Source organism: Shewanella oneidensis MR-1 (assembly GCF_000146165.2).
In the GTDB taxonomy this organism is placed as follows: Bacteria; Pseudomonadota; Gammaproteobacteria; order Enterobacterales; family Shewanellaceae; genus Shewanella; species Shewanella oneidensis.
Genome location: NC_004347.2, coordinates 2,211,370 through 2,225,417, shown reverse-complemented (window position 1 = coordinate 2,225,417; position 14,048 = coordinate 2,211,370). Strand labels below are relative to the sequence as shown.

The window sequence follows — 14,048 nt, the reverse complement described above, 5'->3', positions numbered from 1 at the left end:
AGTGCCCCCGATACCGTCAACCCAGCACTTTGGCTGTGATTGCTAATAATTTTTGTGGGTCAAAGGGCTTAACCATCCATCCCGTAGCGCCAACAGCCTTACCTTGGGCTTTCATATCATCCCCGGCCTCGGTGGTTAGCATAATGATGGGAGTCCGCATAAATGCTGACATTCCCCGCAATGATTTAATTAAGGTTAATCCATCCATCCGTGGCATATTTTGATCCGTCAAAATGAAATCAAACCGCTGACTACTACATAAATCGAGAGCTTCTCGGCCATCTTTTGCCAAAGTGACCTGATAGTTCGCGGATTTCAATGTGGCTTCAACCATTTGCCTAATGGCAGCTGAATCATCAACAATTAATATTTTTTTACTCATGCGCTATTCCATGACTACTCTAGTGATATTACCGGGTGAAATTAATTCATAGTGTTTACATAATGTTTTCACCAGTGATATACCTCGACCAGAAAGCTCAGGGTAACTTGAAATGGATTTATCAAAACCAACAAACCCTTTTCCACTGTCAGCGACAGTAATCACTAGCTCATTCATATGGTTCCAAGTTATGCACACTTTTACCCAATCATCCGAAGATAACCGCTCTGCATAACTATCTCTTATACTATGGTACAATTCAAAACCTTCAGGATCATTTTTTAGTCTAGAGTCTAATTCAAGGACTCCATGGTCGATAGCGTTGTTAAACAATTCAGCCACGACAGTAAATACTCTTTGACAAAAGTTTGTAGCAAAGCCAAATACACTTAAAAACTGATTCAACGTCCCTAAATAATCAGCATCCAACAACATTGAGCCTGATATTTTCACATCCCAATTAAACTCTCCATTAAGATTTGATACGAGATGATTAAAATCCCGAGCTTGATGCCATTGATGTAAACGCTTGAAGTCAAGAGTGCAAATAGTAATATCATCAGCAATATTGTCACCATAAAAATATTTAGAAAAATGCTCATCCAAAAAAACTGGCAATGCATCTAAATTTTCATTAAACAGTGCATTTAGTCTTACCATCCCAAATGGACTTCCATCCAATGCTGGTTGTTCGATTAAACCATCACTAAATAAACATGCATATCCTTCACTGGGTAAATCAATAGAAAAAATATCTGCAACAAATGTGTTTGGCGGTAAAATACCAAGGGCCATGTTGGTTGATTTGAACGCCTTATTGATTGAAGCTCGTTCATCAGAATGTTGTTCATCATGACCTAAGCGAAGATAGACTGGTGGCATTCCACCATTCCACACATACAGTTTATTACGAAATAAATCCGCTTCAAGAAGAATACAGGCAACAAACCTATCCTCTGGAAATTCATCAAATACTTTTCCATTGAGTTCATAAATCAATGAAACTAATGAAAACCCCTTTGAAACCATAGCTCTAAAAGTACTGGTTAATAACATGATAGGCATAGCGGCACTCAGGCCATGACCAGTTGAATCAGCTAACATGATGAATAGATTACCGTTGGGAGATACTCCATTTAATAAAATATCACCACTAAAATTAGCACTGGCCTGACAAAAGGATTTAATAAAATCAAATTGATTATTGTCAATATTGACTAAGTGTTCAAAAATATGGCGCGCTAGTTTTTCTTCTCTAGCTTTTTCATAAAGCATCTTTTCTAGTTCAATACTTTGTTGCTTGACTTTTCTCTGCAGCTTAATCCGTGTCAGTAAAATCTCCGCCTTATACCAAAAGACCTCGACATTAATTGGTTTAACAATAAAATCTAAAACACCCATTTTAAAGCAATCTAAAAATGCCTGCGGTTCTTTCTTATCGTTTATCACTACAACAGGGATTTCTTTACTCAAGGAATCAAGATGAGCCAGCAATGTTAAGGCTGTACCATCGGGTTGAAAGTAATTAACTAGAATCAAATCAATTTTATTGAGTGACACTTCAAAAAATGCATCTTCTAGATTATCACAGATAATCACGTTATAACCTTTTCCGTGAATAAAATCACTTATTGACTGACTGGCAATGGCATCATTATCTACAATCAGAATAAAGTGATTTATTTCTAAGTTGGCTGACATAGATATCACTACTCGATAATATAAATTTTTTGCATATTAGCGATATTTAAAATCTCTTCTGCCTGCCCATGCATTCCCTTTACTGATGTCGAAATTCCTCTTTCTTGTGCTCTGCGATGCAATAACACCATCATGCCTAAAGCCGAGCTATCAAGGTATAAAACTCGACTAAAATCTAAAACAATATGGTTAACCTCTTTAAGACTTAATATTTTTTGATAGTCACTCGTAAATGCTTTGTGATAATCAAAATCAAATCGCTCTGGCAAGACAATTGTTTGAATCGTTGACATAACATGATATCCATTTAAAAGAGTTCGATTTCGCCACTCGTTATTTCATTCCTTGAGACGGGATTATGTTTTTCATTTCGATGCAGGCCAATTCTTTCAGTTACCTTCTCGCCGGCAATACCAAACTCCTCATGTGACATTGCTATGACTTGTTTTAGAGATTCTTTTAAATGGTACAGTGACTGATTGGTATGGGAGAGGCTTTGGGAGGTAATATCGCTAAATTGTAAGCCCCTTATGGTGTCAGAAATCGCCGTTTCAAGTTCATGGGCTGATGAATCTATCCGCGCGATGACCTTAGAATCCTTTTCAGCTTTTAAAATAATTTGCTTGAGTGCTGTATCAATATCTTTTTTTGCATCAATAATATAGCTCATATCCTGCGCAGCAACTTTACTGGCTTGCTGGGTCAATTGCTCAATTTGATTCTGAATGGATCTCAATTGTTTTTGGATACTCTCACTAAAACCCCCACTCCGATTAGACAAGGCACGCACTTCATCGGCCACGACAGCAAAGCCTCTGCCTGCCTCACCAGCACGCGCAGCTTCAATTGCTGCATTTAATGCTAATAAGTTTGTTTGAGATGATATTTGGTCTATGTCCTGTAACGCCTTCATTGCCTGAGGCATGGACTCGTAAATGAGGTTGACTTTCTCAAGCAGTTCCATAGTTGAGGCAGACATTTCTATCGTGGATTGAATAAAGCGCTCTAAGGTTTGAGAAGTGTTATTCGCAAACAGTTTCATCTGCTCGGAGTGAAATATCTCAGCGTCATCAGTACTTTTTACCAGATCAGAAATAAATCCAGTTTGTTCAGTCATAAGTCGACCTAAGCCTTCAAAGGAGTCACCGAGTAAATTAACAGCTTCTCCCTGAACCATAAGTACATTGTTGATATTATTTTCACACTCATTAACGGTCGTAATCGCCTCTTGGTATAAGTGCTGATGGGTTTGCCAACCAAGATCCGCTAAATTAAGTTGTTCTGTTTGAGATGTTCCAGTGGCTAAGGTGGATTGTTGCTGACGGAAAAGTTGCCAAAACAACATGATAGCAACGGCCAGAACCGGGCTCACGATCCAAAATGTGATTAAACCAACAAAGTAACCTATTGCTATTGCAAAAACTGCAATGACGCCATCCATGTATCTCATAAACAGTTCACAATAATTAATCCGTGTGTAAAAAGTAGTTTGAGATTCAGGGGTTTTCAAACTAATCGAAAAAAAATTTACTTTTTATTAACCTAAGTAGGCATAAGATATAGTACACCAACATTTAACTTGATGATTTACTAATGAACTTCGGCGTCATATTCGAATCAAAACTGTGCAGGCACACTGGTGTAGGTTACACTGGCAAGGTCTTCGTCTGGGATGGGATCATTTATGAGTCAACGTACACTGCATTCCTTATTTAAACCCACATCCGTTGCCATTATTGGCGCCTCCAACAGCGAGAAACGCGCAGGCAATGTGCTGATGAAAAATCTACTCTCCAGTGGATTTTCTGGGCCAATCATGCCAGTCACACCCAAATACCGCGCAGTGATGGGAGTACTTGCCTATCCCAATATTGAAGCATTGCCGATAAAACCCGATCTAGCCGTGATTTGTACCCGTGCCAGCCGCGTGCCCGCGATTGTCGAAACGCTCGCTCAATTTGGCTGTAAAGTGGCGATTATTATGGCCTCTGGAATGGCGCAAGAAGTGAATGATGATGGTGTTAGCTTACTGGACTTAGCCATGCAACATGCCAAACGCTATGGTATGCGTATCCTGGGGCCTAATAGTTTAGGGATATTGCTACCACCGTTAGGACTCAATGCAAGCTTAGCCCATGCCAGTGCCCTGTCTGGCAAAATTGCGTTTGTATCTCAATCAGCGGCGATATGTACCACAGTACTTGATTGGGCGAACAATAAAGGCATCGGATTTTCGTCTTTTATTTCCCTAGGCGATGGCACCGATATTAACTTCGATGAATTGCTCGATTATCTTGGTCGCGATAGCCGTACCAGTGCCATTATGTTGTATATCGATTCAGTGAATGAGAAACGTCATTTTCTCTCGGCAGCCCGCGCAGCTTCCCGTAATAAACCCATCTTAGTGATTAAATCTGGTCGTAGCGCCGAGGGTGTGCGAGCCGCTAAACAGCATACCGGCGGTATTGGTGGCAATGATGCCGTCTACGAAGCTGCGTTTAGGCGCGCGGGGATGTTGCGGGTAAATGATTTGATTGAGCTGTTTGCGGCAGTTGAAAGTCTTGCCCATTCTAATCCATTGCAGGGCGAGCGCTTAGGCATCATCAGCAATGGCGGCGGCCCTGCAGTATTAGCGGTCGACGAGCTGATCCTGCGTGGAGGAAAATTAGCGGAATTATCCCAAGAGACGCTAGCGAAACTGAATGTCGTGCTGCCCACAACGTGGTCGAAACAAAATCCCGTCGATATTATCGGTGATGCGGATGCGAGCCGTTATGCTAATGCGCTCAACATCTTAATGGATAGTGAGGAATTAGATGCCATTTTGGTACTGCATTCTCCTTCCGCCTTGGGTGAAAGCGTTGAGATTGCTGATGCTTTAGTGAAAGTCATCCATGCCCACCCTAAAAAGAACCGCCTTAATATTTTAACCAACTGGAGCGGTGAAGACTCGGCTTATCAAGCCCGTAAACGCTTTACCAAGGGTGGCATCTCCACCTATCGCACCCCTGAGGGTGCGGTCGGTGCTTTTATGCATATGGTGGAATACCGCCGCAACCAAAAACTGCTGCAGGAAGTACCACAATCGATTCCTGACAATATTCCTACCGATAGCCAAACCGCGCGGAAATTACTGCAAGCGGCGCAGGCTAAAGGTAAAGCAGTACTCGAAACCCATGAAGCCAGCCCCATTTTGCGCGCCTATGGCCTCAATACGATAGACACCTGGTTTGTAAAAGATGCCGATGAAGCCGTTGCCATCGCTAATGAGGCGGGTTATCCCCTCGCACTCAAGGTGCAATCGCCGAATATTTTACATAAATCCGATGTTCACGGGGTGATGCTCAACCTCACATCAATGGAAGACATTCGCCATGCCGCCAATGCGATAACCCAGCGGGTACACCAGGCTAATCCCGACGCCATTATCGAAGGGATGATAGTGCAAAAGATGGCACTGACCGCGGGCGCGCAGGAGATCCGTGTTGCAGTGATTAACGATCCGGTATTTGGTCCTGCCATTTGCTTAGGTGAAGGTGGCTCAGAATGGGACCCCACTAGGGATGCGGCCGTGGCCTTACCGCCACTGAATATGGCGCTCGCCCGCTACATGGTGATCCAAGCCTTAAAAACCCATAAGTTAAAGGATAGGCATTTACCACTTGGGCTAGATATGAATGCCCTGTGCGTGATGCTGACACAAATATCTCACATTATTATCGACTGCCCAGAGATTGCCTCATTGGATCTCAACCCTGTGCTCGCGGCCGGCGAAAATATTACCCTGCTCGATGTGAATATTCGCCTGCACGATGCAAATACCGATAATCCCTCTCGCCTTGCGATCATGCCCTATCCCAAAGAATTAGAAGAATTTGCCGAGCTGAAAAATGGCCTTAAGGTCATGCTGCGCCCTATTCTTCCCGAAGATGAGCCTAAGCATTTAGCCTTTGACAATTCCCTCTCCGATGAGGACAGATATAAGCGCTACTTTGGCGTGCGCTCGAAGATGACCCACGAGGAAATGGCGGTACTGACCCAAATCGATTACGCCCGTGAAATGGCCTTTATCGCCACCGCCAAAGGGCCTGATGGAGATGACATCACCTTAGGCGCAGTACGAGCCTCCATCGACCCCGATAATACTGAGGCCGAATTTGCCATGGCGGTACGTGGCGATCATCAAGGCATTGGGCTGGGTAAACTGCTGCTCGAAAAACTGATTAAATATTATCAAGCCAATGATACCCCAGTGCTCACTGGTTTTACCATGTTTGAAAACCGTAATATGGCAAGCCTTGCTAAGAACCTAGGCTTTAAGGTGACTTTCGATATGGAAGAACATTTAATCAAAATGCATATGGATCTTAAAAGTAATAACCCTGTCAGTTCATAATTTATCTAATGTCTTACAAAAAATAAGTACCGCGTATGCGGCACTTATTATGCGGAACTAGGGCCAACATTATTGATCCTGCCAAATCATCACCTGAGCAGGTTCACCATTGCTGCGGCTTGCGCGGTACATCCCTTCGGTATTAAACGGCGTTGCAATATTTCCTCGATGGTCAACCGCAATCACTCCGCCTGAACCACCAGCAGTGATAAGACGCTGATTAATCACCTCATCCGCTGCCTGAAGAATAGATTTTTGTTGGTATTTCACCCTAGCGCAAATATCGCCAGCCACTTGGTAACGAATAAAGAACTCGCCGTGGCCCGTAGCAGAGACGGCGCAAACACCGTTCTCAGCGTAGGTTCCCGCCCCAATCACGGGTGAATCCCCGATTCGGCCAAAGCGCTTAGCCGTCATCCCACCTGTGGAGGTTCCCGCCGCTAAGTTACCGTTTTTATCTAAAGCAACTGCGCCAACGGTACCAAATTTATAATCAAGATCGTTCATCTCAATGCCCGCAATTTGCTCAGACTTTTGAGCAGCCTGCAGTTTTTGTCTCGCGTCGAGTAACTGCTGATAACGGGCATCGCTATCAAAATGACTGTTTGCCACTAAGGTAAACCCTTGGGTCAGCGCAAACTCTTCTGCGCCCGCGCCCGATAACATCACATGCTCGGACTTATTCATCACGGCTAAGGCTAAATCGATAGGGTTAGCGATATGGCGCACACCCGCAACAGCACCCGCGTTCATGGTTTTACCATCCATGATTGAAGCATCCAGTTCATGGCCGCCATCATAGGTATAAACCGACCCCACGCCTGCATTAAACAATGGGCTATTTTCCAATACATTAATGGCAGTTTGCACAGCAACTAAACTATCGCCTCCCTGTTCGAGTACCTTTGAGCCTTTATCAACGGCTTCTTTTAGTTTGTCTTTATAGGCTTGGCGCAGCTCAGGCGTGAGATTCGCTTTAGAAATCGTGCCCGCCCCACCGTGGATCGCAATCGCAAAAGGTTTTTCATTAGCGTGGGTATTTTGTGACATAAAAAGTGCACTCGAGAGAATTAAACTAAAGGTGGCTAATTTTATTTTCATTATTTACATTCCCTTAAACTGTGACGTCCTTTGTAACCATTTCAATGACTAATTTCAATCATCTCCTTGCCTGTTACGCCTATTCTGGCGACAATAAAGCCACATCACAGGGATTATAAAGTGCAGCGATTTTTGCAAATTACGTCATTATCTTTTCGTCTTCATTTGCTACTTGGCCTGAGTTTGCTGACGTCAGTGTCTTTGGCTGCCGATAACGTTTTAACGCTTTCAGTCAACGGGGTCGACGAAGCCCTAAAGCGTAATATTCTCGCTCACTTAGGTGCGATGCCTGACTCAGAAGTGCAGCGCCGAGCCTTCTTATTTAATGTGGAAGACAATGTCACTACCGCCCTCCAATCCATGGGCTATTACCATGGCGAGGTGGAAGACCATTTAGTCGAGAAAGACAAAGGTCCGTGGGAGTTAACGCTTACGGTTAAGGCGGGCGAGCCCGTTAAAATCCAATGGGTTGATATAAATTTTTCAGGCGAAATGCTGGATGATCGCGCCTTCGATAAATGGCTTGCTGATGTCAATATTAAGCCCGGCGATACACTCAACCACGGTATGTATTCGGATGTAAAATCCCAGCTCGTTACCCTTGCCCTTGCTCGAGGTTACTTCGATGGTGAATTCACTGAATCACAGATCAAAATCAACCGCGATTTAAACACTGCTCAAATCAGTCTGCACTTTAACTCGGGTGCGCGTTATCATTTTGGCCAAGTGAGTTTTGAAGGCCATACCTTAGAGCCGGATATCCTCACAAAACTTATCCCCTTTAAGGAAGATGCCTCCTATTCGACCCGCAGGGTCAGCGCCCTCAATCGTCAGTTATTAGATACTGGCTATTTTTCTAATATTAAAGTGATACCGCAGCTCGATCTGGCGAAGGATAATCAACTCCCTGTCAAGGTGGAGCTTACCAATAAAGCCAGCCATTCCATTGAATTAGGTTTGGGTGGCGATATCGGCCAAAGCTCAGATAAAACCTTCGATCCTCGCGTGCGTGTCACTTGGCGAACGCCACAGATCAATAAATATGGCCATTCCCAAGAGACCAGTTTGGAGTGGTCACCCGATAGGCCCAAGTTTTTGACGACTTATACCATCCCACTCACCCATCCATTAGACGATCAACTTAAGATCCGTTTAGGCTTGCAGCGGGATAAATACGGGGTCACACAGATTTACGAGCCTGAAAATCGCGATTTTCGTAATACAGGACAACTGGAATCGACCAAGTATTTACTCGGGCTATTAAGGCAACAACGGCTGGATAATCAATGGCTCATGAGCTATTCCCTCGATGCTATTCGTGAGGAATACACCCAGTCAGATGTAGATTACAACCCTAGTTTTTATCTGGCGGGGATCAATTTTTCTAAAACGACCCGTGGAGATAACTCCCTCGATCCCAAATCCGGTTATAGGCAAACATACAGCCTTGATTATGCTGATCCTTACCTAGGATCCGAAACACGCCTTGCCCGCTTGCAAGCTAAATTTAAGTGGATCGATACTTTTTTTGATAATCACCGAATCGTGGCGCGAATGGATTTAGCCGCAAACCTTGCCAATGAAGATGAGCTGGCCTTAATCCCGCCATCGCTGCGTTACTTTGCGGGCGGCGATCAAACGATTCGTGGTTATGGCTATCAAGAGTTAGGCCCTTATCTGGACTATATCGATGCCGATGGCAACGTCAATCGAGAAGTGATTGGTGGCCGTTACTTAATGGTCGGGAGTGTAGAATATCAATATTACGTTACACCTACCTGGCGGGTTGCCACCTTTGTCGATGCGGGTAACGCCTTTGATAACAATCAGTTTGAACCAGTCGTCTCAGTGGGCGGTGGTATCCATTGGATATCACCCATTGGCCCAATTAAGTTAGATTTAGGGGTAGGTTTGAAAGAGACTGACACTATTGACCGTTCATGGCGCATTCACTTAACCATGGGGACAGAACTATGAGTCAGCCCCCTATTCTTGAGCAAAATAGTCTTGAACAACCCCATCCAGAGCAACTGCAATCAAGGACTTCAGACACCCCTTGCGCCGAACCTTGCCAAGCTGCTGCACCGCCAAAAACCTTTACCCAACGTCTATGGCAAATATTTAAACTCTGCACACGGATTATTGTTTACGTTCCCTTAAGCCTCTTGGTCTTGATGGCATTACTGCTAGGGACTGAGATTGGCTCGCGAATAAGTGTTGAGTTAGCAGATAAATTTGTGCCTGATCTCGCATTAACCTACACCTCAGGCACTTTAAATAAAGATCTCACCTTAGCCCACGTCAGTTGGTCAATGGCGGGGATCCAAGTAGAGTTAGAGGATCTGCACTTAGCTTGGCAGCCCACTTGTTTATTGCAAAAACAGTTATGTGTTAATGCCTTAAATGCCAGTAAAGTGGATGTCAGCATAGAGACTGATGCCCTAAGCACAGACAATAACACAAATGACACTGAAGTTGTCTCCGATGATACGGATGAACCAACCGAGCTAGTATTACCTTTTGGAATCACACTCGATGTGGCGGATTTGAATCACATCAATGTCCGCGTCGATAACATGCGCTTTTCAGCCAATCATATTACAACCTCAGCCACCTGGTTTGCGAAAGGACTTACGGTTGAACAACTTTCTAGTGAAGGCTTAGCGATATTAATCCCAACGGGTGATGAAACCACTACCGCAATAACCGGCCCAACACAGGTCACTCAGAAGACAGCAACAACGGAATCTGAAACGGTTAAGCCTGCTACAGAAGCGGTAAAAGAAAATACAACAAACGCGACTGACAAACCGGCAGAAGATAAGTCCCTCGCCTCAGCAAAACCAGCACCTTCAACACCCTCTCAAAGCAACACATCAGCGCCAACTGATAAGCTCGCTGATGAATGGGCCCTAGCGCATTTACCTCAAGTGTTTATGCCCTTTCCGGTCAATGTTAAAAGTCTTACTTTAGATAACAGCAATTTACAAATTGGCGCACGCGAAGATGTGTTTAGCCATATTGAATTACAAGGGCAATTTGAGCAGTATCAACTGACCTTAGATAAACTGATACTCACCCACAGCTACGGTGAGCTTTCGGTGATGGGCAAACTTGCCCTCGAGCAGGATTATCCCCTTGCACTCGATATCGAGGCTAACTTGACACAAGTCGCTGAGTTACCAGAGCTCATCCATCAACAACTCAAACTTAAACTAACGGACAGCGTAGGACAGCTCAGCCTCCACGCTTTAGCACAAGGGGATGCCGATTTTAGCCTCGAGGGACAAATCACCCTCAAGGATCCAGCCCTTACCTATAAGGCAACATTAGAGAAAGCCCGTTTACAATGGCCACTTAACAACCCAGAATATATCGTCAGTGATTTAACCCTCAATAGCCAAGGCTCACTCAATAAACAAGCCGCAACGATTGATGCTAATGTCATTTCGCCTTTCCATAAAATCTTAGCCATCCGCAGTGAGCTACACCACCAAGATACCAAGCTTTCGATAAAGCAATTTAGCGCTAAAGGAGAATTAGGTGCGGTAGATGTCGAAGGTGAGCTAGATTACGCCAACGCAATGACTTGGAAAGCCAAGGTATTACTCGATAAGCTGAAATTACAGGAAATCACCTTACCAGAAACCGCGCAGACCAAAGAGCCTGCCCCGAGTAAAGACACAAAAACACCGCAAAATAATGCTGCAGCGCCTGCCACCAGTCTGCCCAATAGCTTGATCTCTGGCCAATTACAAACCTCGGGCCGCCTGCAGGATAACGCGTGGCAAGTCAGCCTGACAGAGACGCAATTATCTGGCACGATGCAGGGATATCCATTTGATATTACTGCCGATGTCAGCATAAACGATAAACTCTATGTTAGTGCAAAAGGGGTTAATGCCCAAGTTCTAGGCTCTACCTTAACCTTAGCGGGTGAAACCAATAAAAATTGGAACCTAGCGGGCAAACTGCTCGTGCCCGATTTCGGTCTATGGTTGCCCCAAGCCAGTGGTCAACTGCAGGCCGATATCAATGTGACTGGAGATGAAAAACATCCCCAGCTTGAGTTAACCGCCCAACTGGTCGATCTGGCACATCACAATATTAAACTCAGGGAATCAACCCTAAAAGCCTACTATAAGCCTTTGGATCTGCATGAGTTTGCCATATCTCTTAAATCAAAAGCATTACAACTTGGCTCAAAGAGTTTAGATACCGTCACCTTTGGCAGTAAGGGCGATATCCAAAACCAAAAACTTACCTTAAGTGCCACTGGGGATTTAGGGCTCGAGCTTGGCGTGACCAGCCAATACGATATGAAAAAATCCCAACTACTGGCACAAGTGAACAAGATTAACTTAGCCACACCTGTCGGCCGCTGGGAGATAGATAAAGATATCCTTATCGCTTGGGATAAAAATAACACCAAGGGCAATATTAGCCCCTTCTGTCTAGTTAATCCTAACAGTAAGATTTGCTTAGATAATCAAGTATCCCTCGGCAAAAAAGGCGATGCGCAACTCAGTTACACGGGCAATCTTGGTAAGCTCTTAGTCCCTGTATTGCCAAGCAATATGAGCTGGGATGGCAGTTCCTCACTGCTAGCGAACTTTGCCTGGGCCGCAGGACGTAAACCCACCGCGAATGTCGATTTTAATTTTGCGCCAGGTAGTATTAAACTCAAACGCGCTAAAAATCGTGAAGTCACTATCAAATATCAGCAACTTGCTTTAAAGGCTAACTTAGATGGCAAACGCCTACTGTCGTCAATCAGCTTTGACTCTGAGGATGTGGCAAGCTGGCAAAGTGAAATCACCGTGAATGTGACGCCCGACCGTACCCTGTCGGGTTATGCCAATATCAAACAAATAAACCTGCAACCACTGGGCGAATTTTTCCCACAACTCAACACCCTCGAAGGTTTGCTGACCAGCAAATTAAACTTTGCCGGCACCCTTGATGCGCCAGAGGTCTCAGGAAATGTTTCGCTCACTCAAGGCGCACTCGCGCTAACAGCAAACCCGACTCTTATCAATAAAATTGATATGTCGATGGATCTTGGTGGCCAACAAGCCTCACTTAAAGGCCGCTGGATGATGGGCAACGGTTTAGGTCGAATCATCGGAGAAATGCGTTGGCCCCAAGGGCAATTTAGCGGAGAACTCGCCGTCAAAGGCGATAAACTGGCCGTGATCCAACCGCCACTCGCACTGCTTGATATATCTCCGGATCTAACCATTGCCTTTAGCAGCCGACAACTCGAGGTCAAAGGCGTGGTCGATGTGCCCTCAGGCAGTATCAAAATTGTACAACTGGCCGAGGGAGGTGTTGCACTGTCAGAAGATGTGGTGTTCGATGACTCGATTGCCGCGACACAACCCAAAGCCAGCCCCTATGCGATTGTGGCAGATCTTAACATCAACGTAGGAAACGACTTAAAAGTGGATGGAATGGGCCTCAAAGGTAAGCTTCAAGGCACCTTAAAACTCCAGCAACAGGCATTTCGTCCACCATTACTGTTTGGCGATATCAAGGTCAAACAAGGCAGTTATAAGTTTATGGGGCAAACCCTGAAGATCCGCGCGGGTGAAGTACAATTTGTTGGGCCTATTTCGGTTCCTAACTTAAATATTGAAGCGATTAGGGAAATTAAAAGTGAAGATCTTATCGCCGGTGTGCGAGTGACGGGGACCCCCGCTCGCCCAGTGGTAACCCTCTTCTCTAATCCGGCCAAGGAACAAGCGGAGATCTTGTCCTACATTATTAAAGGTAGCGGTTTTAATAGCAGTAACAACGAGCAGAACAATTCATTAATGATGGGAGCAGCACTCGGACTCAGTTCCCAAGTTGGTGGAGGCGGCGCTATCAATAACATCGGCAACACGGCAACGGGGATTATTGAAGAGTTCGGTTTCTCTAACGTACAACTCGACACTAACGATGAAGGCCGCGTGGCGATCAGTGGTTTTATCGGTGATAAGCTGATGGTCAAATACGGTGTGGGTGTGTTCAACCCAGGCTATGAGATGACAGTCCGGTATTACCTATTATCCCAACTCTATCTTGAAACGGTGTCCGGAACCTTAGGCCAATCCCTCGATATTTATTACAACTTTAATATCAAGTAATGCTGTTTAACTCGCTATAAACAGCAATTCTGTGCAGGCAGGCTATTGGAGAATAGGTCATCGTTTACTTGTAGAAGTCACCCTTGTTGAAGTCATGCGGGTGTTGAGGTTTCGCGTTTAGATTTGGTTTGCTTTGGCAGTTCGAGTAACGAAGAGTAAAGTGTCGTTAAACGACTAACGATTCTTATGCAGTAAAGCCAATATAAAAGTTTGCTGTAGGCTCTTGAGGTTGAATTTGGCTGTAAAAACAACAATAAAATATCAATACACCCGAGACTCTCCAAATATAGATTGAAAAGTGTCAATGCTATTTAGGACGGGTCGCTATCCCTATTTA

At 44.7% G+C, this 14,048-nt stretch carries 8 protein-coding genes; 3 read left to right on the top strand and 5 right to left on the bottom strand.

What is annotated here, in order from left to right:
* Positions 1–16 precede the first annotated feature (16 nt).
* The 4 genes from SO_RS09755 to SO_RS23395 are packed head-to-tail and all read right to left on the bottom strand — an operon-like array spanning position 17 to position 3,533.
* Complete coding sequence (locus SO_RS09755) at positions 17–382, bottom strand: response regulator (protein WP_011072183.1); 366 nt, start codon at positions 380–382, stop codon at positions 17–19.
* A 3-nt stretch (positions 383–385) separates the two neighbouring features.
* Entirely contained in the window at positions 386–2,083 is a 1,698-nt protein-coding gene (locus SO_RS09750) for a fused response regulator/phosphatase (RefSeq protein WP_011072182.1), read from the bottom strand.
* Positions 2,084–2,091: 8 nt separating this feature from the next.
* On the bottom strand, positions 2,092–2,376 hold the full coding sequence (locus tag SO_RS09745; RefSeq protein ID WP_011072181.1) for an STAS domain-containing protein: 285 nt from the start codon (positions 2,374–2,376) through the stop codon (positions 2,092–2,094).
* A gap of 14 nt (positions 2,377–2,390) precedes the next feature.
* Positions 2,391–3,533: a methyl-accepting chemotaxis protein gene (locus SO_RS23395; RefSeq protein ID WP_011072180.1), complete on the bottom strand. Its 1,143-nt coding sequence runs from the start codon at positions 3,531–3,533 to the stop codon at positions 2,391–2,393.
* 234 nt (positions 3,534–3,767) lie between these two features.
* On the opposite strand from SO_RS23395, the gene SO_RS09735 reads away from it, so the two are divergent.
* Entirely contained in the window at positions 3,768–6,479 is a 2,712-nt protein-coding gene (locus tag SO_RS09735; protein ID WP_011072179.1) for an acetate--CoA ligase family protein, read from the top strand.
* Positions 6,480–6,548: 69 nt separating this feature from the next.
* On the opposite strand, the gene SO_RS09730 is transcribed toward SO_RS09735, so the two are convergent.
* On the bottom strand, positions 6,549–7,580 hold the full coding sequence (locus SO_RS09730; RefSeq protein WP_011072178.1) for an isoaspartyl peptidase/L-asparaginase family protein: 1,032 nt from the start codon (positions 7,578–7,580) through the stop codon (positions 6,549–6,551).
* 120 nt (positions 7,581–7,700) lie between these two features.
* Here SO_RS09730 and SO_RS09725 point away from each other — a divergent pair, with 120 nt between their 5' ends.
* Both SO_RS09725 and tamB read left to right on the top strand, forming a co-directional pair.
* Positions 7,701–9,557, top strand: coding sequence for an autotransporter assembly complex protein TamA (locus SO_RS09725; RefSeq protein WP_011072177.1), 1,857 nt, complete (start codon positions 7,701–7,703; stop codon positions 9,555–9,557).
* Entirely contained in the window at positions 9,554–13,711 is a 4,158-nt protein-coding gene (gene tamB, locus SO_RS09720; protein ID WP_011072176.1) for an autotransporter assembly complex protein TamB, read from the top strand. Before SO_RS09725 ends, tamB begins: the two co-directional genes overlap by 4 nt.
* Positions 13,712–14,048 lie beyond the last annotated feature (337 nt).